Raw genomic sequence first — 21,681 nt, 5'->3', positions numbered from 1 at the left:
GCCCGGCCGGTATCAGCGCGCCGCGCTGTTCAGGGCTGCGAGGACCGCGCCGTACGCCTCCTTCTTCTGATAGCTGCCGTTGAAGAGCAGCGGGGTCTCCTGGGCGCGCCAGGAGTACTTGTCGGTGACGCCCCACACGGTGATGCCGTTGCACCGGGCGACGGCCACGCAGGCCTGGGTGACCTGCCGATACACATTGGCCTGTGCCGCGCCGGAGCCGCCGACGTCCAGCTCGGTGATCTGCACGTGTACGCCGAGGTCGGCGAAGCGCTGCAGATTCTGTCGGTAGGTGCTGAGGTTTTCGTTCGAGGCCAGGTGGCTTTGGAAGCCGACGCAGTCGATCGGCACGCCCCGGGCGCGGAAGTCCTTGACCATCCGGTAGATGGCGTCACTCTTGGCGTTGATGCCGTCGGTGCCGTAGTCGTTGTAGCAGAGCTTGGCCTTGGGGTCGGCTGCCCTCGCGGTGCGGAAGGCGTCTTCGATCCAGCCGTTGCCGAGCTGCTTCTGGAGGTTGGACTGGCGTCGGCTGCCGTCCCATTCGAACGCCTCGTTGACCACGTCCCAGGAATCGACCTTGCCCGCGTAGTGTCCAGCGACCTTGGTGATGTGGTTGCGCATCGCCTGGCGCAGGCTGTCGCCGGTCAGTCCCTGTACCCAGCCGGGCTGCTGGGCGTGCCAGACCAGGGCGTGGCCGCGTACCCACTTGCCGCGCGCCTTGGCGTAGTTGACGAGTTCGTCGCCACCACTGAAGTTGAACTGGTTCGGGCTGGGCTCGGTGGCGTCCCACTTCATCGCGTTCTCGGCGACGACGCTGGAGAACTCCCGGCTGAGAGTGGACTCGTAGTCCGTTTCACCGAGGTGGGGAGCGACCGCGGCGCCGAAATACCGGCCGCTCTGGGCGGCCGCGGCGCCGAGGCTGTCGGCGGCGTGAGCGTTGGGTGAGAACGCCAGGACGGCGGCTGCCGCCAGGGCGCCGGTGGCCCCGGTGGTGATCGCGGTCCGGATGCGTCGCGGGGCGCGCTTGATGGAGGATCTGTCGGTCATTGCAGTCCGTCTCTGATGGGGGGTGGGGGGATGCTGGGTCTGGATAGGTATGGCTGGCGGCCGTCAGGCCAGGGCGGCTTCCCAGCGGGTGCCGTCGGCGGAGGCGTCGGTGGGGAGACGGTCGCGGGCGGCGGTGTCGTCGTACAAACGCCAGCGGAACCAGTCCACGAGGGTGTTCTGGGTCTGGCCGAAGGTGCGGAACCCTGGATTCAGGTACGCGGCGTGGTCCGCGCCGATGTGGGTGAGGAATGCCTTGGGCGCGGAGCGTTCCTCGTACGCCCGCCGGGCCAGGGCGTAGTCGCAGGTCGGATCCTTGTCGCCGTGGATGAAGAGCACGCCCGCGGGGACCGAGGGGGCGGGGGCGCCCATGTCCACGCAGGCGACCGGGACCGCGGCGGCGATGCGGTCGTCGGGCCAGGCGGTCACAAGACCGTGGGTGGTCATGCCGCCCATCGAGTGCCCGGAGACACCGACGCCGGCCTCGCGGGCGATGTGCCCGGCGAAGGGGCCGCCCGGGGCGTCGTGGAGCGCCAGGGTCCGGGTGATGACCTCGGAGACGTCCCTCGACCATTCGCCTCCGTACACGGAGCCGAGGTTGGTGTTGTCGGAGAACGAGGGGGCGGGGCAGATGAAGCCGGCGGAGGCTATCGCGTGGGTCTGCGAGGCGTAGGAGTCGCAGTTGCCGCCCATTCCGTGGCTCCACTGGGCGATGGGGAACACGCCGTCGGCGAGTGGCGCGTCGGGAACGGGCGTGCCGCCGGGGGTGCCGGGGGTGGGGTAGAAGACCTTGGTGAACAGCGAGCGGGTGCCGCGGCTCCAGTGGTACTGGCGTACTCCGACGGCGAACTCACCGGCGGGCGACGGAAGTTCGGCACCGGATGCGGGATGCAGTGCGGAGCCGAGCAGAGGGGTGCTCAGGCCCGCTGTCGCGGCCCCGGTCAGGCCGAGGAAGGTTCGTCGGTTCAACGACATGTGTGGCTCCTTGTGTGGGGGACAGGGAGGACTCAGCAGGTGGAGTTGGTCTGGGTGGCGAGTCCGAGCCGTTAGGGCAACTGGAAGTACTCGCCACCGGAGTTGGGGTTGCGGGCCTGGTGCCTGGTAGAGGAGTTGGAGCAGGCAGGGGTCGATGGTCATGGTCTGGTGGTTGGTGGCGCGGATCAGCTCGCCGTGGCTGATGTCCTTCGTCCAGGCGCCGCCGGGGAAGGTGACGTTGGTGGAGCGGGCGAAGGGGTTGGCCTCGGTGGCGGCGAGCGGCTGCCAGGTGCCGGTCAGGCCCTTGGAGGTGAAGGGGCGGTAGTACCGGTTGCCGTCGCCGCCGATGGCTTCCCAGATCAGCAGGTAGGTGTCGGTGCCCTTGACGCGGTAGACGGCGTCATGAAGACGTGCCATCTGCCGTTCTTGTCCCGGACCACCGACGGGTCCTTGACGGCGACGGAGTTGCTGCCGTCCTGCTGCGGTGAGATGACCGGTCCTGTGGAGGACCACCGGAAGGGCATGGGCAGCTCCATGGCGGCTCGAATGGGACGCATGCGTCGTGCGGTTTGGCCGGCTGTACGGCCAGGGCCGGCTAGCCCTACGCGTGGTCGAAATACCGAACAGTGGCCGGGTCTTCGGACGTGAAAATAATGGTGCCGTTGACGGGGCCCGGTCAATGCTGTGTGCGCAACATTTTCGGCGATCATCCGAAAGTTTTGCGCTCCCATTTCCAGTGCGAAAGCTTCAACCCCTGTGGTGAGCGGGTCAGTTGGCGTACGCCTGGCCGCACCGGAAGCCCCGCCCGGGACGCCGCCGCGCTCAGCTCGCCGGCAGGGCCGCGCTCCGGCGGACCGCGAGCTTCGTGAAGATCTCCGGGCCGAGCTGCGGCACCCTCTCCCCGTGGTCGAGTGAGAGAGCCAACTCGGCGGCGGAGGAAGCCATTTCACTCAACGGCTGATACGCCGTCGTCAGCGGGGACCGGCCCAGACCGCGACCGGCATGTCGTCAAAGCCGACCACGCTCAGGTTTTGTGGGACGCGGCCCGGCCCCACGGGACGCCTGGTAGACACCAAGTGCCTGCATGTCGTCCACCGGGTCGAAGTACGCATGCGAGAACATCCCGCGCAAGCGCAGCCCAGCCGGAACTGCACCGGCTCATCGTCGGTAATGGGGGTGAGCGGCCGACGGCCGACGGTATGTTCTACGGTTTCCGGAAGGCGCTCGGAGGCTTTCGGGTGCACAGCTACGGAGGTGGGGACTGTGGCCGGGAAACGTGCCCAGCGCGATACAGGTACGCGGAGCCCGGTCGGGGCGGTCAAGGTGACGATCAGCGAGATCGCACGGGAGGCCGGGGTGTCCGTGCCGACCGTCTCGCGTGTCGTCAACGGGCGCTCCGACGTCTCGCCCGCCACCCGGGCCCGCATCGAGGACCTCCTGCACCGGCACGGCTACCGCCGCCGCCCGGTGGCACCAGGGGCCCGGGCGGCCCTGCTCGACCTGGTCTTCAACGACCTCGACAGCCCCTGGGCGGTGGAGATCATCCGCGGTGTGGAGGAGGTCGCGCACGAGCAGGGCGTGGGCACCGTGGTCTCCGCGATCCACGGCCGGGCGGGCGCTGCCCGCCAGTGGATGACGAACCTGCGGGCCCGCGCCTCGGACGGCGTGATCCTGGTGACCTCCGCGCTCGAACCCGGGCTCCATGACGAACTGCGGCGCCTGGGCGTGCCGTTGGTGGTGATCGACCCGGCCGGATCGCCTGCCACCGACGCACCCACCGTCGGCGCCACCAACTGGGCGGGCGGCATGGCCGCCACGGAGCATCTGCTCGGGCTCGGCCACCGCCGGATCGGGTTCATCGAGGGCCCGCCCCGGCTGCTGTGTTCCCGGGCCCGCCTCGACGGCTACCGTGCCGCGCTCGATGCGGCCGGGGCGCCGGTCGACGGCGAGCTGATCGTGCCCGGGGACTTCTACCACGAGTCCGGGTTCACCGGCGCGAACCGGCTGCTGGACCTGGACGTACCGCCCACCGCGATCTTCGCCGCCAGCGACCAGATGGCGCTCGGCGCGATCGAGGCGCTGCGCCGGCGCGGCCTGCGCGTGCCGGAGGACGTGAGCGTCGTCGGCTTCGACGACCTGCCGGAGGTGTGCTGGTCGTCCCCGCCCCTCACGACGGTGCGTCAACCCCTGGCGGACATGGGCAAGTTGGCGGCCCGTGCCGTGCTCGACCTGGCCCGCTCCGTGGAGCCGGCCTCGCCGCGGGTGGAGCTGGCCACGGAGCTGGTGATCCGCGCGAGTACGGCCCAGCCGCGCCGCGCGTAGCGGAGGGGCAGCCTCCCGGGGGTGTCAACGGCCCATGTTGGTAGGGACGTTGATGCACCTGCCGTTGACGCACCCTTCCTATGCCCGCAACTTCCGAGGCCATCGCCCGACAATTTTCGGATCGCTTCCGGAAGACCACTGTGCGGGTACTCAATACCCCTCACGGACGCCGGCCGCTGCCCCGTGCCGCAGTGGTGCCGGGGCGCGGGGCAGCGGCCCGACGACGGCGGGTCAGCCGCCGATCTCCGAGTCCTGCGCGGCGGCGACGATCGCGGTCGCGTCCTCCGGCAGCAGGTATCCGGCGTTCACGGACGTCTGCGCGGCCGTGCGCACCTTGCCCACGTAGCCGGCGTGGGTCGGGTAGAGCCGGCTGAGCACCGGCTCCGTGGTGGCCGGGAGGGACGGATCGGAGGGGTCGCCGTCGTCGTGCCGGTCCCAGGCGTCCGTGTCGCCGTTCCACGGGTCGCGGGCTCCGTACAGGCCGCAGAAGACGCCGCTGCCGGTGGTGTCGCGCGAACCGGTGAGCGTACGGGTGGGCACCGTGACATCCGGCAGGCGGACACCGCCGGTGGCCAGGCCGGTGGCCGGGTCACGCAGCACGGTGCTCAGCGGCTGACCGCTCGGCGGCCGCGCACCGCCCCGCGCCCAGACGGCCAGGTGACGCAGCGCCGCGTTCATCGCCCAGTGGCCGGGCCCGTCATTGAAGGGAGCCGAACCAGCGGCGCAGTCCGGCGACGGCGCGGCCGAGCCCGCCGATTTCTGTACGGTCGCGCTGCCGAGGTCGAAGGCCCACTGGTCGCCGTGCGCGGTGCCGGCCAGTTCCCAGTGCACGACGCTGCTGGTGTCCGGCTGCCGAGCGGTCGCGGCGCCCGGCACGTCGGTCTCGGTGAGCACCACGAAGGTCGGCACCGCCAGGTCGGTCCTGATCCGGGAGGGGTTGGGCATCAGCAGGGTGTCGGCGAGCACACCGCTGATCGGGGCGGCGATCGCGCTGTTGCTGTGCACCATGAAGCCGTCGTAGACCTTGGAGACCGGCTGGACGGCGTTGACATACGTCGTCATGAAGCCCGCTGACTGTGACTCGCCGTCGGCGAGCAGTGTGCGGACCGGGAGCCCGCCGAGCGGGTCCGGCCCGTTCGGGGTGCGCAGCGCCTGGCCCGCCTGGGAGAAGATGTCGTAGGCGAAGGCGTCACCGGGGTGGACGAGGCCGGAGTACCGGGCCGGGTCCCAGCCCTTCAGACCCTTGATCTCGCCCCGTCCGCCGTTGACCCCTACGGCCTGCGCCGAGACGCCGACCCAGGCGTAGCCCTCACGCAGCAGCTCGTCCCGCTCGAACCAGTAGTCCGGGGAGAGGTCGAGCTGGCCGCTGACGTTGAGCCACTCCACCACTACGGTGCCGTTGAACTTCGCCGGATCGGTGGGACGGCGCACCAGCAGACGGCTCTTGTAGTCGGCGGTGCCGGACGCGCGGACGTTCCACCGGCCGTCCGAGGTCCACAGGCCGGACTTGGCGTACGAGGTGGCGGTGCCCGAGAAGAAGTACTCGCTCTCGGTGTAGCCGAACGAGGCGAGGTCCTCCGCCGCGGCGAGGAACGGGAAGCCGTGACTGCCGGCGGGCGGGACGGTGACTGTTGGGCTCGCGGTCGTGGCGGGGGAGGCCGCGGCCGGGAGGGCCAACGGGTCGACGAGGAGGGCGCCGCAGAGCAGCGCCCCCAGCGCGGTGGCGGTGACGGACCGCCGGAATAACCGAGCAAGCATGCGCACGGGTTGCCTCCGTGAATGCGTGTCCCAATGGGTTGAGACCGCAGTCTCGACGGACCGTGCAGGGCTGCCATCGGCAAATCCACCGGTGTCCCGGGAGCGGTGACAGATGGCCGATGGCCGGTGACGGCCCGGCAGAGCGAAGGTACTTCTGGCAGACGTAGGCTGACCGGAGGGCTGGGTGGGTTGGCTGGGGTGGCGAAACATTGAGGTCAGCGCCGGGAACGCCGACGCTGAACACCTCAACTCCCGTCAGGAGAAGACCCCTCATGAGCAGCCTTCCCGCCACCTCGCACAACACTTCCAGCAGCGACAACGCTCCTGTTGGCTCCGATGTGTGGTTCGTGACCGGCGCCTCTCGCGGCTTCGGCCTGGCGATCGTCCGTGAGGCGCTGGCTCGCGGACACAAGGTGGTCGCCACCGCCCGCCGCTCCGACCACATCGCCGCCCTGCTGCCCGGGGCGAGCCAGAACCTGCTCGCGCTTGACGTCGATGTGACCGACGCAGCGGAGGTCACGCGGGCGGTCGACGCGGCCACCGAGCACTTCGGCCGGATCGACGTCGTCGTCAACAACGCCGGCCGTGGCCTGCTCGGCGCGGTCGAAGAGGTCTCTGACCAAGCGGTGCGTGCGGCCTTCGACGTCAACGTGTTCGGCGCGCTCAACGTCCAGCGCGCCGTCCTGCCGCAGCTGCGCGAGCAGCGCTCCGGGCACATAGTCAACATCAGCTCTGTCGCCGGAGTGGTCGGCATCCCGGGCTGGGGCCTGTACAACTCGACCAAGTTCGCCATGGAGGGCTTCACCGAGGCGATGTCCCACGAACTTGCTCCGCTCGGCATCAAAGTGACCCTCATCGAGCCCGGATACTTCCGCACCGACTTCCTCGACACTTCCAGCCTCAGCACGGAGCACAACGTCATCGACGATTACGCCGACACCGCCGGCGCCACCCGCACCCATGCCCAGGACGTGAACCACGCGCAACCTGGTGACCCGGTCAAGGGTGCCGAGGCGATCGTGAACCTCACCGAGCTCGCCCAGCCGCCGCTGCGGCTGGTCCTCGGCTCCGACGCCTACGGCTTTACCCAGGCCAAGCTCGAGACCCAGGTCGCCGAACTGCACACCTGGCGGAAGGTCTCCGAGTCCACCGACCACGAGGACCAGGCAGCCCATGCCTGATAGGCGGCCAGGGCCAGGCGCCTGGTGACGGCCGGCGGTTGCAGACAGGTACCGAGGAGCAGTCACGCTCTTCCGTTGCGTACGCCCACTGCCCGGCGCCGCACCAGATAGGCGCCGGCGGCAGCGGCCAGCAGCACCATGACGCCGATGAAGACAAGCCCGGCCTCTTCGAGCCCCAGTGGTTCGGAGAGCACGCCGATGCCGATGACGGGGATGGAGATGCCCGTGTACGCGACCACGAAGAGCGACGAGATGACGCCTGCCCGGTGCGTTTGGGGAGCGGCGTCCGCCACGGCTGCCACCGCGGCCCGCAGGGCAAGTCCCTGACCCGCACCGCCCACCAGCGCACTGACCACCACCAACGGGAGCTTCTCCCAGGCCAACGCCCCGGCCAGCAGGCCCAGACCGGCGATCAGCGCCAGGCAACCGAGCGGCAGCGCCCTTGCCACACCGAGCCGGCTGACCAGGAGTTGGCCGATGGTGGACGCGAAGAACGCCAGGAAGACGATCAGGCCGATGAGGGCCAGGTTCGTGACGTCGAGCGTCCGGGTGAGGAAGGCGGGGGACACCGAGGTGAACACCCCCAGCAGGGAGAAGCCGACGAACGCCGCGAGTGCGGCGGGCACGAAGACCGGCCGGACCTCCGGCGGCAGGCTGGGTCCCTGGGGGCGTGCCGTGCGCAGGGGCCGCGGGTCGCGCACGGTCTCGGCCAGTGACCAGATCATGGCGAACGCGACCGCCACCAGGACGAGATGAGTCACGAACGGCAGGGACAGCGGCATCGGCGCGTATTCGGCGAGCAGCCCCGCGAGCAGCGGGCCGCAGCCGAGGCCTCCCATGTTGGCCGCGGTCGAAGCGAAGGCGGCCCGCCCCTCTTTCCCGGGCGGGGCGCACTCCATCACATATGCGGTCGCCGCGCCGGTGAACAGTCCGGCGGAGAGCCCCGACAGCAGCCGTCCGAGGTAGAGGAACGGCAGGCCGCCCTCGGACAGGAAGCACACGGCACTGAGCGCGGAGAGCCCAAGGCCGCAGAGCAGGACCGGTCTGCGGCCGACGGTGTCCGAGACGTTGCCCGCGAGCAGCAGGACACCGATCACCCCCAAGGCATAGACGGCGAAGACGACCGTCACGATCAGCTCGGAGAAGCCGAGCTCGTTCTGGTACAGACCGTAGAGCGGAGTGGGGAGCGTGGTGCCGGCCATGCACACGGCGAAGGCCCCGGCGGCCCGGAGATAGCCACCCCGTCGACGGCCCCGAATGGCATTCTGACGATCAGTCACATCAGGAACCGTAGTCGCCGTCGGGAGGAGGTGGGCGTTTTGAGATGCTGGCGTGGTGTCGTCCTCCTGCAGGCTGCAGGAGGCTGTTGCAAGAGGTCCGTGCGCGAGGCCGTCGGGTAGCTGGAGGCGGTCAGCCGCGTCGTCGCACGCAACAAACCTGGAGACGTCGGCGATCACTCCCGGGATACTGCTCGCCCATGGATGAGGTCAAAGTCGTCGTCGCCCATTCCGAGCGCGCGACCCTGCGCGTCGGTGACGTGTTCTTGAAGGTGGACGCCGATCAGGCGCGCATCGACGCCGAGGTCGAGGCGATGTCGTTCGCACCGGTCCCGACCCCGGAAGTCCTGTGGCGCAGGCCGCCCGTGCTGGCGATCGCCGCACTCCCCGGGACGACGCTCGGGCGCCTCGGCGGGCCGTCGACCGGGTCGCCGGCGGCGTGGGCCGCGGCAGGCGCCGCTATCCGGAAGCTGCACGACGCGCCCCTGCCACCCCGGCCGGGCCGGGCCGGCCGGAGCATCGTCGCGCTGGCGGCGGAACTCGACGATGAGTGCGAGCTGCTCGTGACGAAGGGCGTCTTGCCCGCCGATCTGGTCACCCGCAACCGCCAGGTCGCCGAGGCCGCGCTCCGGCCGTGGACTCCGGCGTTCACGCACGGCGACCTGCAGATCGCGCACGTCTTCGTCGACGGCGACGAGGTCACCGGCATCATCGACTGGTCCGAGGCGGGCCAGGGCGATGCCCTGTACGACCTCGCCACCTTCACGCTCGGCCACGAGGAGCACCTCGACGACGTCCTCGCCGGGTATGGCGCCGACATCGACCTCGACGTGATCCATGCGTGGTGGTCGCTGCGAAGCCTCCTGGCAGTGCGCTGGCTGATCGAGCACGGCTTCGACCCCTTCTTGCCGGGTTGTGAGGTCGACGTTCTGAGATCCCGGATGTGAGGCCGCGCGGGACCGACCGCTGTGCATGGCGTTCTGACGCATCGAGCAGGCCACGACCTGGGGCGACGGACCCTTCGCCCAACAAGTGCGGTGCGCAGGACTTGCCGGCCTCATGTGCCCGTCAGCGCCGACGTCGGCTCTGGTTCAGCAGGTCCGTCGGCTGATCCTTTGTTCCTGCAATGCGGTGACGGACCGCGCGTCGAGGGGCAGATAACCCGATCTGTCCGACAAGCGACCTACATTTCCTCGACAGTGCAGGGTCCCGGACTCCGCTCGGGGCTCACCGCTTCAAGGAGATGGAAATGCTGGTTCGCAATGCCGTCAGCGGGTGTGTGGCCGTAGCCGTCGCCTCCGTGGCGATGACCGGTCTCGCACACGCAGATGCTCCCACCGGGCCGACTCCCCATACGGCGCCAGCCCCGCGGGTCACGGTCACTCCGACGGTGGCCAAGCAGAAGGCCACGGTCGCGGTAAAGGTCGTCGGCGCCCCGAAAACGTGTCGTTCGGTATCGGCGCGGTCCGATGCCTTCGTCAAGCCGGTGACGCTGGCGAAGAAGGGCAACCCGCCGGTGTACTCGGGCCCTGCAGGGGTGAAGGCGAATGCCGCCCCTGGTCCTCACCAGGTCATGGTCGGGGGAGTCGGCTGCGGAAAGTGGACGGCGAAGGCCAAGCTCACCGTTCTCGCACCGTCCCCGAAGCCGGTGAAGGGCAAGGTCATCTCAAAGACCGGCGTGCACGTACGCCAGCAGCCGACCTCCAGCTCGCGTATCACTGGCGCCTACCGGAAGGGTCAGTCCATCGACCTGATCTGCCGCAAGGTCGGTCAGCCCGTCGGCGGCAACCGCACCTGGTACCAGGTCAAGACGCCCAAGGGATGGGTCACCGCTCGCTACGTGAAGGCCAACGGCGCGGTTCCTCCTTGCAAGTGACCGAATCAGCGACTCGGTAGCCGTTCCCAAGTGCGCAGGCGAGGTCGAGTCCAGGAGGTGCCCACCGGGCCCACCCCTGGACTCGACCGTGCCGCGCGTCGAAACCCGGTGTCAGTCCCGGCGGTACTGCGCGGGCGACCCCTTGGTGTCCTCGTCCTCGTAGGAGCCGGCCTTGCCCCGGTCCACATGGAACGTCGTCAGCGTACGGACGGGCGAGCGCGGGTCGCGGCGGTCACCGACGACCCGCATGTGTGCGCTGAACCGCTCCGGCGTCACCTCGTACACGTCGTAGCCGTACCGGTTGCCCTCGAAGTACTTCAGGTGGGGATTGGCCTTGCCCATCAGCGGGCCGTTGGCCGCGTTCCAGTCCGCGGAGTACGCACCCGAGGTCACCGAGTGTGCGGTGAACTCCGTTCCCAGCAAGGGGGATTCGGGCTCGTCGAAGTCGGTGCGGATGTCATCGACGAACGCCGAGTGCCAGTCACCCGTGATGACGACCAGGTCCTCCAGACCGCTCTCGTGCACATGCCCGAGGACCTCCTTGCGCTCGGCGAGGAAGCCGTCCCACTGATCGGTGAACATGTACGAGCCGCCCGGACGGCCCCGGAGCTGGCTCAGCATGATCGAGTTGGCCCATATGTGCCAGGCGTCGGGGGCGCGGTCGACGGTCTTCTTCAGCCACGTCTTCTGCTCGGCGCCCAGGATGGTGCCGTCCGGCAAGTTCTGCGCCGAGCGGTACGAGCGCAGGTCCAGGACGGTGAGTTCCACCAGGTCGCCCCAGCGCCGCACCCGGTGGATCTCCGGGTCGGGCAGTGCGGACCCGCCGAAGGAATCACGGTGCGGCATGTGCTCGAACCATGCCTGGTACGCGGCTGCGCGGCGCCGCATGAACGGGGCCCCGCCGCCGGTGCCGCTGTAGTCGTTGACGACCTCGTGGTCGTCCCAGGTCAAGAACCACGGGTGGGCGGCGTGCGCCTCGCGCAGCGACTTGTCGCCCTTGTACAGGGCGTGCCGCTTGCGGTAGTCGGCGAGGGTGAGGATCTCCGGGCCGTCGTGGTCCCGGACATGCTCTTCGGGTACGCCGCCGACTTGGCCGTGCTCATAGATGTAGTCACCGAGGTGGACGACGAAGTCGACGTTCTCGCGGGCGATGCCGCGATGAGCGGCGAAGAAACCGTCGTGGAACGCCTGGCAGTTGGCGGCCGCGAAGGTGACCTTCGAGATGTGGCCGCGCGGCGCAGTCTTCGTACGCCCCGTGCGGGATGTCTTTCCGAGTGCCTTGAAGGCGTACCAGTAGTGGCGGCCCGGAGCCAGGCCGCTCACCGGGACGTGCACGCTGTGGCCGAGTGTCGCCGACGCGGGTGCCGTGCCCCGGGCGACGACGTGGCGCAGCCGGGCGTCCTTGGCGACGACCCAATCGACCTCGACGACGTCGGGAAGTCTCTGCTCGGCGGCGAGCGGTTCGGGGGCGAGTCTGGTCCACAGCACCACGGAGTGCGGCTGCGGATCACCCGAGGCGACGCCGAGCGTGAAGGGCGCGTGGTCGTACTCGGCACCCAGGTTCTCGGCGGCCTCGCGGGCCTGCGCCGGGGTGAGGCCCGGGGCGAGTGGCCAGGCGACGCTGAGCGCGCCGACGGCCGCGGCGGACTTGAGCAGGTCACGTCGGTTGACGGTCATCGGCGGCCTCCGGTGGTGCTGAGCGTGAGGGAAAGGGCGTCCGCGTAACCGTCGTTGGAGGTGCCGCTGCCGCTGCGCGTGAAGACGAGAAGGACCCGCGCCGAGCGGGCGGTGGGCGGCACGGCGGCCTCAGCCGTGCGCTCCAGGAGCCCGGTCTTGCCCTGCCGGTCGGCCGCGCCGACCGGTCCGAGGACACTGAGGGCGATCGGGGTGCCCCTGGAGTCACGGAACTCCACGGACAGGCGTGCGCCGTCCTCCTGCCCGGCGAAACCGCCGAGCCAGCCGGCCAGCGTGTAGCGGACCTTGCCCGCGTCGACGGCGCGGCGTCCGGTGGGACCGCTCCTGGGCAGGTCGACGTCCTGCATCAACGCGGTACGCGGGCTGTTGCCACCCGAGAAGAAGCGGCTGCCGCGGTGGGCCGGGCCGGGGTCCGAGGCGGTCGGGTAACCGCCGCCGAGACTGTAGTCGATGAGGGCCGGGGCTCCCTGGGTGACCTTCCAGCCGCGGACCTTCGAGACGGGGTCGGCACTGCCGCCGGACCCGCTCTCCGCGTCGCCGTTGACGACGAGATTCACGCACGCCTCCTGTGATCGGTGAGTTGAGCGCGGTCAGCCCACCAGCCCCGCATGAACCAGGAGAAGCATTCCGGCGAATTCTGTTACAGCCGTACGTCGCTGTACATCGCCGTGCATGGCTGTATGCCGCCGGTTCCCGGGGTCGCGCGTGCTTCGATCCCCTGCCGCACGCCTACGCAGATCGCGTCACCAACGCTCCGTCGGGGTTGGAGGTGAGACCGGCCGCAGGCCTGTGCGCAGGGAAGGAGAGGGAAGGGGGCCGGGCATTGACGTGGGAGCCGGGCCATGCGGGAGCGTCTGCTCGTCCGCGTTACGGCGTGGGAGGCCGCTGCGGGGAGCGGAGTACGAGCAGGGTGATCTCGCTGGGAGCGAAGATGCGGAACGGTGGGCCCCAGAAGCCGGTGCCGCGGCTGGTGTAGAGGAGGGTGCGGTCGCCGTGGCGGCTGAGGCCGGCGAGAGCGGGCTGGTCGATGCGGACCAGGTGGTGGAAGGGCCAGATCTGACCGCCATGGGTGTGGCCGGAGAGCTGGAGGTCGACTCCGCCGGCCACCGCGCGGTCGACGAACTTGGGCTGGTGGGCAAGGAGCAGGACGGGCAGGTCAGGGTCGGCGCCGTCCAGGGCTCCGGCGAGGTGCGCGCGATGGCCGGCCAGGCCGGAGGACTCGGCGGTCACGTCGTCCACGCCGGCGACCACGAGGGTGTCGCCGCCGCGTTCGAGCAGCAGATGGCGGTTGCGCAGCGGTTCCCAGCCCAGCGCGTCCATCAGGTCGACCCAGCCCTGGGCCTCGCTGTAGTACTCGTGGTTGCCGGTGACGTAGACCCGGGCCCGGGTGGCCCGTACGGTGCCGAGTGGGGCGGCCTGGGCGCGGCGGCGTTCGGCGGTGCCGTCCGCGATGTCGCCGGTGTGGCAGACCAGGTCGGCCTCCAGGGTGTTCACCGTCTCGCAGACCCGTGAGGACCAGCGGGCGCGGTCGAGCGGGCCGTAGTGGGTGTCGGTGATGAGGGCGACACGGGTGCCGTCCAACCCGGCTCCCAGGCGGGGGAGTTGCACGTCGAGGTGGCGCACCCGTGGTACTCGGCGGGCCTCGGCGTACCCCCAGGCGAGCAGCACGGCGGCCGTGCCCAGGACCGCCCAGGTGACGAACCGGGCCCGGTACTGCCCGTCGCCTGCGCCGGCCAGCGTAAGGGCAAGGCGCAGCAGGACGCCGAGCAGGACGGACCAGGTGAACAACACCCAGCTGACCCCGAGAAGGGAGTCTCCGACGATGGCCGCCCAGTCCTGCTGCCGTCGGCCGTGGCCACGCATCATCGCCAGCGGCATACCGGTCAGGCCGAGGGCGAATACGGCGGTGCCGCCCAGCAGGACGGCGAGCGGCCAGTGCTGGCCTGCGTACAGCAGCACCCAACAAGGCACGGTCCACAGCAGGACCGGCGCGATCAGGGGGATGTAGCGCATCAGGCGGCGCAGCCGGCTCTGCTGGGCCGCGTGTGCTGAATCGTCCCCGGCTCGTGCTTCGCTGGTGTCGGTCACGCTGCCCCTCCTCAAGTAGCCACCCTGTCAACGCGCGCAATGTATCTGGTCGCTGCAAGTGGCGTCTGGTCGCCACTGTGGCGGGGCAGCCGGGGCGGGGGAGTTACTAGCGGCACGGGCCATGGGCCCCGGTGACGACCGCGGTCGACGACCGGGGTTCCGGGTGAAGCGCATTCACCTGCGCGGGGTCATTACACGGCGGTGATGTCGAGAACGACCTTGCCTGTTGTCCGCCCCGACTCGATCCGGCGGTGCACCTCGGCGACGTGTGCGAGTGGCGCTGTTTCGACCTGCAGGTGCAGGTCGCCGCCGGCCACGGCGGCCACCGCCCGACGCAGCGCCCGCCCCGTCTCCTGGGGGTGCGCGGCGGCGAAGGCGGCGAGGTTGAAGCCTGACACCGTCTTGTTGGTGAACCACAGTTCGTTCGCGGAGAACGGCACGTCGTCGGCGTCGGAGGCATTCCCCATGACCACCAGACGACCCAGCGGCGCCAGGCGTTCCAGGCTCGCTCGCCGGGCGGGTCCGCCGACCATGTCGATGACGACGTCGAACTCGCCGGCGGACGAGACATCCTCCCGCAGGACGACCTCGTCGTACCCGAACTCCTTCGCCTGTTTCACCTTGGCCGCGCTGCCGACAGTGCCCACGACGCGTCCGGCACCCAGGAGCCGTGCCACCTGGCCGAGTTGACTGCCGACGCCGCCCGCCGCGGCATGGACCAGCACGCGCTCCCCGGCGGCGAGACGAGCCACCCGCTCCAGCACCAGGAACGCGGCGGTGCTGTTGGAGGGCAGCGCCGCAGCGGTGGCAAGTGCGGTGAGGTCCTCGGGCAGCGGCGCGACGAGGTGTGCGGAGGTGACGACCACCTGGGCGTAGCCGCCGCTGTCGACGATGGTCAGCGCCGCCACCCGCTGGCCCACCTCCAGCCCGCTCACGCCCGTGCCAAGAGCACGGACGCGGCCGGAGACCTCAATGCCGGGAACGAAGGGCAACGGCACGTCCACCACCCCGCGCCGGTAAAGGATCTCGGCGAAGTTCGCCCCCGCGTAGGCGACGTCGATCGAGACCTGGCCCGGCCCCGGGTCGGGCACCTGGCGGGTTTCGAGGCGAAGGACATCGGCGGTGCCGAACTCGGGGATGGTGACGGCGTGCTGTTCAACGGTGTGGTTCGTCATGGGAAAGATGATGATGCGGTGGGCGAAGGCAAGCCAGGTGGGAACTGATCCTGGGTCTGCCACCACCAGGATCACCACCAGGCTGCTGACGTGGACGGTCCCTGGCTCCGACACGGCCCTCGGCCCGACACGAGGCCCGTTCCCGGGTGGTGGCCAGGCTGTCCTGCGGGGCGCGTCCGACCGTGCCTGGTCCGCCGTATTCCTCGTCAGCCCTTTCCCGTCTTTCCCGGCAAGGCCTGATCGAGGAGGACTTCCGCCGCCGCCCGTGCGTGTCGGCCGTAGTCCGCTTCGTCCAGCACCATGGCACGGCTGGCCGCCCCGTCCGCGAGGGTGGCCAGTTGCTCGGCGAGTGGAAGGGGCCCGCGGCAGCCCAGCTCAGTCACCACCGCGACGATCAGTTGCACCATGCGCAGCTTCTGCTCCCGGGCGTAGGAGTGCACCGCGCTCTCCGGGTCGGGGAACTCCGCGGCGGCATCGATGAACGGACACCCGCGCACCGGAGCCGCGTCCGCCACCGGCTGGTCGAACAACTTGCGGATCCGTTCTCGCGGAGGGATGTCCTCGCGGGTCAGCACGCCTTCCAGGGTCGCCCCCGACAGTGCGAGGCCCTGCAAGTGGGCGATGACCAGATCGTTCTTGGTGCGAAAGTGCGCGTAGAGCGTCCGCTTGGACACCGGCGCTTGCTCGGCGACCTGTTCCATGCCGGTCGCGCTGATGCCCTGGGTCGCGAACAGTCGGGCGGCGGCAGCCAGAATGCGCTCCCGCCCGCCGCGCCCTCGCCCCCGGGATGCCGTGGCCGTCGTACTCACGGTCGTGTTCATGAAGTAAGTATACGCAATCGTTTACTTCGGCTGCCGCGCCGCGTTACGGTGACCTCCGCATGTAAACGTGAGCGTTTACATGAACTCTGCTGTCACCAAGGAGCCCCATGAGCACGTCCTTCCCCACTGAGCTGAGCAGCTGCGCGGAGAAGCTGATACGCGGCCGTCACGCGTCCCGCGCGTTCCGTCCGGAACCCGTTCCCGAGGACACGATGCGCAGGATCTTCTCGCTGGCCGGCACCGCGCCGTCCAACTCCAACGCACAACCGTGGCAGGTGGAGGTGGTGAGCGGCGCGGCACGTCAGCGCCTGGCCGGTGCCCTGCAGACGGCCCACGCCGAACGGCGCACCTCGGTGGACTTCTCGTATTCGGAGGGGATGTACGCGCCGGTGCACCAGTCCCGTCGGGCGGCGTTCGGCGCCGAACTGTACGGGGCGCTGGGCATCGGCCCCGACGATCACACCGCACGTGCGGCCTACGACTCGGAAAGCCTGCGCTTCTACGGCGCGCCGCACGCGGCCTTCCTTTTCGTCCACGGCGACGGAGAGGCCCGGCTGGCCGCGGATGTCGGCGCCTACATGCAGACGCTGCTCCTGGCGATGACCGCGTACGGCGTGGACAGTTGCCCGCAGGGACTGCTGAGCTTCTATGCCGACACCGTCCGCACCGAACTCGGCATCACCGGAGGGAAGTTGCTTGTCGGCATCTCCTTCGGCTACGCCGACGAGACGGCGCCGGTGAATCGGGTGAAGGCCGAGCGGGCTCCACTCACGTCGACCACGGCCTTCCACGACTAGGCAGTTTGGTGCGAGCCGGCAGGCGGAAGGTCACGGTCGTCCCGGGCGACCGTCCAGGGTGATCACCCACGCAAGCGCGGCGTCCGCGCGGTGGTAACGAAACCGCCCAGGTGTCGAGGTGTGTGGCAGTGGGGGAGGGGTGGCTGGAGGTTCGCGGCGTGGTGCGGAGCAACGGCGATGTGTGGGGCAATGCGTCACGTGGCGTATTGAGGGCCACGGTTTCGGTCCTGGGGGAACGGTGTGCGTCGCGTCGGCCCACGAGGGCTGTCGCAGGGTCACGGGGCCGACGGGATGCCGCTGTGGGTGCACGTCATCCGCTCGCCGCATCCTCGGCCTCCCAGCGCAGCAGGTCGCCCGGCTGGCACTTGAGTACCTCGCAGAGCGCGGCGAGCGTCGCGAAGCGCACTGCCTTGGCGCGGCCATTCTTGAGCACCGCCAGGTTGGCGGGAGTGATCCCGACGCGGTCCGCGAGGTCACCCACGGACATCTTTCGCCTGGCCAGCATCACGTCGATGTCGACGACGATCGGCATCAGATCACCTCGTCCAACTCGGCCTGCATCTGCGCCGCTTGGACGTCGCGGGCGACGGCCTGGGCGAGCAGCATCCGCAGTACGAGCACGATGAGAGCGACCCCGAGGATGGCCAGGCCGACCCCGCCCATGATGACGGTGACGCCCGGGTCGTCCCGCTGGCCCGGCGCGTTGAGGGCCGTGACCGTGAACCACAGCAGGGCGGCCGCCACGATTGCGCCGATCACGGCGTCCACGTACCGGAAGGCGGCGTGAGAGAACACGGTCCCGCGCCGCACCATCGTCACCAGCCGCCAAACGCTGACCAGGGCGACCTGCCCCGACATCATGCCCAGAATGGTGATCACGCGCAGTGGGGTCAGCGGGAGCGCCCCGCCCTCCGGGTCGCTCCCGCTGACCAGCACCCACACCATCCCGGCCTGTACCAAAACGGTGCCCGCGAGCACCACCACGAGCACGGCGCGAAGCGCACGCACAGCCAGCTTTCCCATGCCTCGCCTTCCATCGAATTGCGATGTGAATCTATCGAATCTCGATAGGCGGGGCAAGGGTTGGTCCGAAGGGTTGGTGGCGGTTGGGCGCCGCGTCGGGACACGGTCGGCTGGCCGACCGTGCTCGCGGAAGCCCTGCGACCGGTAGAGGCGCAGGGCGTTTTGATGTCGTTGCTCCTGGCGCCGATGGTCCGCCCGATGCTCCTGGCTGCGTGCCTGCCGGGGTGGTGTGTCAGTGCGCGGGGAGCCGGTCCACCAGTAGTTGCAGCCTCGCCTCGGCGTCTTCCGGGAGCAGTCGTCCTGTCCGGGCCAGGGTTGCCAGGCCGTGCAGGGAGGCCCAGAACACCTCGGTGAACAGCCCCGGGTGGACGCCGTTGCCGGTGACCTGGCCGAGGGTCTCCTCCAGGGCGGCGAAGGCGTCCTTCAGTGGCTGGGGGGTGTCTTCCTGTGCGTAGGGCAGGCCGCCGTCGAGCTGAAAGAGGGCGTCGTAGACGGCCGGGTGGTGTTGGGCGAAGTCGAGGTAGCCGCGGGCCAGGGCGGTGACCTGGGCGCGCGGGCCGCTGGCGGCGGAGGTGGCGGCCCGCAGGGTGCGGGCCAGTTCGGCGGCGCCTTGCAGGGCGACGGCGCCGATGATCTCGCGTTTGCCGCGGAAGTGGCTGTAGAGGACGGGCTGGCTGTATTCGATGCGCTCGGCCAGCCGACGGGTGGTGACCGCGTCCCAGCCCTGCTGCTCGGCGAGTTCTCGGGCGGTGGTCACGATGAGGCGCTCGCGTTCCGCCCGTTCGCGTTCCTTGCGTTCCTTGACCGACATAACTCGGATCCTAGCACCGCTAGACAAGAGAGCGGCAGTAGTACTAGCGTTGCCTCATCACCTAGCGACGCTAGATTCCTGGAGGGGTCACCACCATGCTCAACGCACTCGAGGTCATCACCACCGTGCTCGTCGGCCTGATGGTGGGGGTGGAACTCTCCGTCGCCTTCGTCATGAACCCCATCCTCAACGCCCTGCCCGACGACAGCACCCAGCTCGGCAACGCCCACGGCGGCCGGATGCTCGGCGCCCTGATGCCCATCTGGTACATCGGCTCCCTCGCCCTGGTCACCACCTGGGCCATCACCGCCCGGCACCACGAGGGCACCGGCCTGGTCATCACCGCCGGCGCCCTGCTGCTCCTCAGCGTGATCATGTCGGTCCTGCTGCTCGTCCCGATCAACAACCGCAACAAGACCTGGACCCCCGACAACCGGCCCGCCGACTGGAAGCAGCAGCTGAACCGCTGGAACCGCTACCACTACGTCCGCGTCGCCGTCATCATCACCGCTTTCACCCTCCTGGTCACCGCCCTCGCCTGAGCCCACCAGCCGACACCGCGCCGGTGGCGCACCATGCCGCTCCAGTGCGTCAGCGGGCCACTCGGATTCCGGCATCCGGTAATGCATCGGCCGCTCGGCTCCCGCAGCGGAGACCCGACAGGCAACGCCCTTCGATCAGCCGCGTGCGCACAAAAGGAGGGCGGATGTCGAAGAGCCGTACGAGAAAGATCGGGACTGCCGTTTCGCCCGGGGGCGCGGGCGAAACGGCAGTCCCTCGGCGCGCCCTCCGACGCAGGCCGGACATCGATCCAGCTGCTGTAAGTCCCCTCTGCGAGACGCGAGTTGTAGTCGACGGTCAGCGGGGTGGGGGATGGGGTCGGCCAAGGGGGCCGAGGCGTCACCGCGCCGCACCTGGCCTGCACGCGGCGATCCATCGCGATGCGAAGGCAGGTCTAAAGAGCCATGTGTCTCAGCGGAAGTACGGAGTTGAGTTCCTGACTGCGCGGAAAGCTGTGTCGTCGGCTCGGCCGGAGCCGCGGACGAAGCTCCCGCCGCGGCCGACGCGGCTCAATACGAACAAGCCGGGTTGGTTCGAACGTTCTGGCAGGGGGCTCGGTGCTGTGCTGGTCCAGCAGGGGAGGGGCCCGATATTCGGTGTGCGGCGGGGCCCGGGTGTGTCGTATCGTGAGCGGGTTCCTGTGCCGAGCTGTCGGTGGCAGGGACCGGAGTTCCTGTTCCTTCTGTGTCGTTCTTGAGGTGACGTCCTATCAACCAGGCCATGTAGTCGTCCGCGTTCCCCACGTGCTGTTTTGTCGCACGTGTCCGGGGGCGGACGTCGCGCTGGCCTGAGTTGCGTCACCCCCCCCCGCAGTTTTCTGTCTTTTCCCGGGTGCAGCTCTGCCGTCTGCCCCGGGCGCCGTGGTTTCCGCCCCCGGTGCGGCTGTCGGCAGGGCTCCCCGATTCCTTTGGATCAGGAGTTCCCGTCGTGTCTTCCTCCGCGCTCGGCAACGAGCCGCAGCACACCACTCGGCCTCCGGGCCACCGAGCACCTCACCACCCGAAAATGGCCTTGGCGGCCCGGATCGCTCTCTTGGTGGTGCTGGTCGCCGAGCTCATGGACATCCTCGACCAGTCGGTCGTCCTGACCGCCCTGCCCGCGATCCAGGAGTCGACCGGGGCTGGACCGGTCGCGGTGCAGTGGCTGACCACCGGCTATTCACTGCCCGTCGCCGTCGGGCTGATCACCGGCGGGCGCCTCGGTGACCTCTATGGCCGACGCAAGATCCTCCTCATCGGCACCGTCGTGTTCACTGCGGCCTCACTGCTGTGCGGCCTCGCCACCGGCCCGGGAGCGCTGAACGGCGCCCGCCTGCTCCAGGGCGTGGCAGTCGCGCTCATGATCCCGCAGGTCCTGGCCACCCTCCATGTCACCTTCGAGGGGCAGAACCGCAGCAAGGCGTTCGGCCTCTACGGGGCTGGCCTTTCGCTCGCCAATGTTCTGGGCCCGGTGATGGGCGGCCTGCTCACCGAGGCCGACCTGTTCGGGCTGTCCTGGCGGCCGATCTTCCTGATCAACGTGCCCGTCGGCCTCGCCGTGCTCTTCCTGGGACGCCGGTTCATCCCTGAGTCGACCGCCCAGAAAGCCGACCGGCTCGACCTGCCCGGCATGCTGCTGTCCGCACTTGCCATCGTCCTGATCATCTTCCCACTGACCGAGGGGCACCTCCATCACTGGCCGCTGTGGTGCTTCACCATGCTGGCCTCCGGTCTCCTTGTGCTGGGTGTCTTCCTGAGCCACCAGCAGCGCAAGCAGGACAACGCACCGCTCGTACCTCTGACCCTTTTCCGGAGCAGGCAGTTCTCCGGTGGCCTGTCCGCGCAGCTGATGCACGGCCTGCTCTGCGGGCTGTTCTTCATGACCTGGACCCTCTACCTCCAGCGCGGCCTTGGCATGAGCCCCTTCCACGCGGCCCTGGCCTTCGTGCTGCTCTCCCTCGGAGAACTGGCGGGCGCGACGATCGCGGCGAAGAGCGCCGGACGCCTCGCCCGCCGCCTTCCCCAGACCGGAGCCCTCATCGCGCTCGCTGCGATGGCCGCATACGGACGCCAGGCCGACGCAGGTCAGGCGGACCTGACCCTGCTGGCGATGACCGCTCCGGTGGTACTGATCGGCTTCGGCCTCGGAATGGTCAGCGGCCCGCTCGCCGACATGTCACTCGCCCGCGTTCCGCATCAGGACGCCGGTGCCGCCTCCGGCCTGTTCAATACCGCCATGCACCTAGTAGGGCTTGGTCAGGTCGGTTGTGGTGGCGCGTGTCCTCTGGGTCCGGTGTGACGT

The 21,681-nt window shown here is 69.6% G+C and carries 20 protein-coding genes; 7 read left to right on the top strand and 13 right to left on the bottom strand.

The window, feature by feature from the left end:
- Nucleotides 1–12: 12 nt before the first annotated feature.
- From OG302_RS02155 to OG302_RS02145, 3 genes are all read right to left on the bottom strand, one after another.
- On the bottom strand, nt 13–1,044 hold the full coding sequence (locus OG302_RS02155; RefSeq protein WP_371525066.1) for an endo-1,4-beta-xylanase: 1,032 nt from the start codon (nt 1,042–1,044) through the stop codon (nt 13–15).
- A 63-nt stretch (nt 1,045–1,107) separates the two neighbouring features.
- Entirely contained in the window at nt 1,108–2,433 is a 1,326-nt protein-coding gene (locus tag OG302_RS02150) for a non-reducing end alpha-L-arabinofuranosidase family hydrolase (protein WP_371525065.1), read from the bottom strand.
- Nucleotides 2,434–2,838: 405 nt separating this feature from the next.
- The gene (locus OG302_RS02145; RefSeq protein WP_371525064.1) at nt 2,839–2,961 is read right to left on the bottom strand and encodes a hypothetical protein; all 123 of its coding nucleotides are present in this window, start codon (nt 2,959–2,961) and stop codon (nt 2,839–2,841) included.
- A 318-nt stretch (nt 2,962–3,279) separates the two neighbouring features.
- Between OG302_RS02145 and OG302_RS02140 the strand changes: the two genes are divergently transcribed.
- The gene (locus tag OG302_RS02140; RefSeq protein WP_371525063.1) at nt 3,280–4,338 is read left to right on the top strand and encodes a LacI family DNA-binding transcriptional regulator; all 1,059 of its coding nucleotides are present in this window, start codon (nt 3,280–3,282) and stop codon (nt 4,336–4,338) included.
- Between the two features lie 231 nt (nt 4,339–4,569).
- Here the strand turns inward: OG302_RS02140 and OG302_RS02135 are convergent, their stop codons facing one another.
- A complete protein-coding gene (locus OG302_RS02135; RefSeq protein ID WP_371525062.1) occupies nt 4,570–6,096 on the bottom strand; it encodes an alpha/beta hydrolase domain-containing protein in 1,527 nt (508 codons plus the stop codon).
- A 272-nt stretch (nt 6,097–6,368) separates the two neighbouring features.
- Between OG302_RS02135 and OG302_RS02130 the strand changes: the two genes are divergently transcribed.
- Complete coding sequence (locus OG302_RS02130; protein WP_371525061.1) at nt 6,369–7,277, top strand: oxidoreductase; 909 nt, start codon at nt 6,369–6,371, stop codon at nt 7,275–7,277.
- A 62-nt stretch (nt 7,278–7,339) separates the two neighbouring features.
- On the opposite strand, the gene OG302_RS02125 is transcribed toward OG302_RS02130, so the two are convergent.
- Nucleotides 7,340–8,536: an MFS transporter gene (locus OG302_RS02125; RefSeq protein ID WP_371749992.1), complete on the bottom strand. Its 1,197-nt coding sequence runs from the start codon at nt 8,534–8,536 to the stop codon at nt 7,340–7,342.
- A 218-nt stretch (nt 8,537–8,754) separates the two neighbouring features.
- Here OG302_RS02125 and OG302_RS02120 point away from each other — a divergent pair, with 218 nt between their 5' ends.
- Complete coding sequence (locus OG302_RS02120) at nt 8,755–9,501, top strand: phosphotransferase family protein (protein ID WP_371525060.1); 747 nt, start codon at nt 8,755–8,757, stop codon at nt 9,499–9,501.
- Between the two features lie 302 nt (nt 9,502–9,803).
- Nucleotides 9,804–10,430: an SH3 domain-containing protein gene (locus OG302_RS02115; RefSeq protein ID WP_371525059.1), complete on the top strand. Its 627-nt coding sequence runs from the start codon at nt 9,804–9,806 to the stop codon at nt 10,428–10,430.
- 111 nt (nt 10,431–10,541) lie between these two features.
- Here OG302_RS02115 and OG302_RS02110 read toward each other — a convergent pair whose 3' ends face one another.
- The 5 genes from OG302_RS02110 to OG302_RS02090 form a co-directional block, all read right to left on the bottom strand.
- Nucleotides 10,542–12,107, bottom strand: a complete 1,566-nt coding sequence (locus OG302_RS02110; protein WP_371525058.1) for an alkaline phosphatase — start codon at nt 12,105–12,107, stop codon at nt 10,542–10,544.
- Nucleotides 12,104–12,682, bottom strand: coding sequence for a phosphoesterase (locus tag OG302_RS02105; protein ID WP_371525057.1), 579 nt, complete (start codon nt 12,680–12,682; stop codon nt 12,104–12,106). The genes OG302_RS02110 and OG302_RS02105 overlap by 4 nt, the downstream gene beginning before the upstream one ends.
- Nucleotides 12,683–12,992: 310 nt before the next feature.
- Nucleotides 12,993–14,213 carry a metallophosphoesterase gene (locus OG302_RS02100; RefSeq protein ID WP_371525056.1) on the bottom strand — a complete coding sequence of 407 codons (1,221 nt, stop codon included), beginning with the start codon at nt 14,211–14,213 and terminating at the stop codon, nt 12,993–12,995.
- Nucleotides 14,214–14,404: 191 nt separating this feature from the next.
- Nucleotides 14,405–15,388 (bottom strand): zinc-binding alcohol dehydrogenase family protein, encoded by a 984-nt coding sequence (locus OG302_RS02095; RefSeq protein WP_371525055.1) that lies wholly within the window; start codon nt 15,386–15,388, stop codon nt 14,405–14,407.
- 206 nt (nt 15,389–15,594) lie between these two features.
- Nucleotides 15,595–16,209: a TetR/AcrR family transcriptional regulator gene (locus OG302_RS02090; RefSeq protein ID WP_371525054.1), complete on the bottom strand. Its 615-nt coding sequence runs from the start codon at nt 16,207–16,209 to the stop codon at nt 15,595–15,597.
- Nucleotides 16,210–16,316: 107 nt separating this feature from the next.
- Between OG302_RS02090 and OG302_RS02085 the strand changes: the two genes are divergently transcribed.
- A complete protein-coding gene (locus tag OG302_RS02085) occupies nt 16,317–17,006 on the top strand; it encodes a nitroreductase family protein (protein WP_371525053.1) in 690 nt (229 codons plus the stop codon).
- A 310-nt stretch (nt 17,007–17,316) separates the two neighbouring features.
- Here OG302_RS02085 and OG302_RS02080 read toward each other — a convergent pair whose 3' ends face one another.
- The 3 genes from OG302_RS02080 to OG302_RS02070 form a co-directional block, all read right to left on the bottom strand.
- Entirely contained in the window at nt 17,317–17,538 is a 222-nt protein-coding gene (locus tag OG302_RS02080; protein WP_147993614.1) for a helix-turn-helix transcriptional regulator, read from the bottom strand.
- Entirely contained in the window at nt 17,538–18,029 is a 492-nt protein-coding gene (locus OG302_RS02075) for a DUF2975 domain-containing protein (protein WP_371525052.1), read from the bottom strand. The genes OG302_RS02080 and OG302_RS02075 overlap by 1 nt, the downstream gene beginning before the upstream one ends.
- 232 nt (nt 18,030–18,261) lie before the next feature.
- A complete protein-coding gene (locus OG302_RS02070; RefSeq protein WP_371525051.1) occupies nt 18,262–18,840 on the bottom strand; it encodes a TetR/AcrR family transcriptional regulator in 579 nt (192 codons plus the stop codon).
- Nucleotides 18,841–18,935: 95 nt separating this feature from the next.
- Here OG302_RS02070 and OG302_RS02065 point away from each other — a divergent pair, with 95 nt between their 5' ends.
- Both OG302_RS02065 and OG302_RS02060 read left to right on the top strand, forming a co-directional pair.
- Complete coding sequence (locus OG302_RS02065; protein WP_371525050.1) at nt 18,936–19,382, top strand: anthrone oxygenase family protein; 447 nt, start codon at nt 18,936–18,938, stop codon at nt 19,380–19,382.
- A gap of 1,024 nt (nt 19,383–20,406) precedes the next feature.
- On the top strand, nt 20,407–21,678 hold the full coding sequence (locus OG302_RS02060; protein WP_371525049.1) for an MFS transporter: 1,272 nt from the start codon (nt 20,407–20,409) through the stop codon (nt 21,676–21,678).
- Nucleotides 21,679–21,681 lie beyond the last annotated feature (3 nt).

This window comes from Streptomyces sp. NBC_01283 (genome assembly GCF_041435335.1).
GTDB lineage: Bacteria > Actinomycetota > Actinomycetes > Streptomycetales > Streptomycetaceae > Streptomyces.
This window is presented reverse-complemented; position numbering and strand designations above follow the sequence as displayed.

Coding starts and splice junctions, on each gene's coding strand:
- OG302_RS02155 (WP_371525066.1), bottom strand. CDS start 1,044: ATGACCGACAGATCCTCCATCAAGCGCGCCCCGCGACGCATCCGGACC.
- OG302_RS02150 (WP_371525065.1), bottom strand. CDS start 2,433: ATGGCACGTCTTCATGACGCCGTCTACCGCGTCAAGGGCACCGACACC.
- OG302_RS02145 (WP_371525064.1), bottom strand. CDS start 2,961: ATGGCTTCCTCCGCCGCCGAGTTGGCTCTCTCACTCGACCACGGGGAG.
- OG302_RS02135 (WP_371525062.1), bottom strand. CDS start 6,096: ATGCTTGCTCGGTTATTCCGGCGGTCCGTCACCGCCACCGCGCTGGGG.
- OG302_RS02130 (WP_371525061.1), top strand. CDS start 6,369: ATGAGCAGCCTTCCCGCCACCTCGCACAACACTTCCAGCAGCGACAAC.
- OG302_RS02120 (WP_371525060.1), top strand. CDS start 8,755: ATGGATGAGGTCAAAGTCGTCGTCGCCCATTCCGAGCGCGCGACCCTG.
- OG302_RS02115 (WP_371525059.1), top strand. CDS start 9,804: ATGCTGGTTCGCAATGCCGTCAGCGGGTGTGTGGCCGTAGCCGTCGCC.
- OG302_RS02110 (WP_371525058.1), bottom strand. CDS start 12,107: ATGACCGTCAACCGACGTGACCTGCTCAAGTCCGCCGCGGCCGTCGGC.
- OG302_RS02095 (WP_371525055.1), bottom strand. CDS start 15,388: ATGACGAACCACACCGTTGAACAGCACGCCGTCACCATCCCCGAGTTC.
- OG302_RS02090 (WP_371525054.1), bottom strand. CDS start 16,209: ATGAACACGACCGTGAGTACGACGGCCACGGCATCCCGGGGGCGAGGG.
- OG302_RS02085 (WP_371525053.1), top strand. CDS start 16,317: ATGAGCACGTCCTTCCCCACTGAGCTGAGCAGCTGCGCGGAGAAGCTG.
- OG302_RS02080 (WP_147993614.1), bottom strand. CDS start 17,538: ATGCCGATCGTCGTCGACATCGACGTGATGCTGGCCAGGCGAAAGATG.
- OG302_RS02075 (WP_371525052.1), bottom strand. CDS start 18,029: ATGGGAAAGCTGGCTGTGCGTGCGCTTCGCGCCGTGCTCGTGGTGGTG.
- OG302_RS02070 (WP_371525051.1), bottom strand. CDS start 18,840: ATGTCGGTCAAGGAACGCAAGGAACGCGAACGGGCGGAACGCGAGCGC.
- OG302_RS02065 (WP_371525050.1), top strand. CDS start 18,936: ATGCTCAACGCACTCGAGGTCATCACCACCGTGCTCGTCGGCCTGATG.
- OG302_RS02060 (WP_371525049.1), top strand. CDS start 20,407: ATGGCCTTGGCGGCCCGGATCGCTCTCTTGGTGGTGCTGGTCGCCGAG.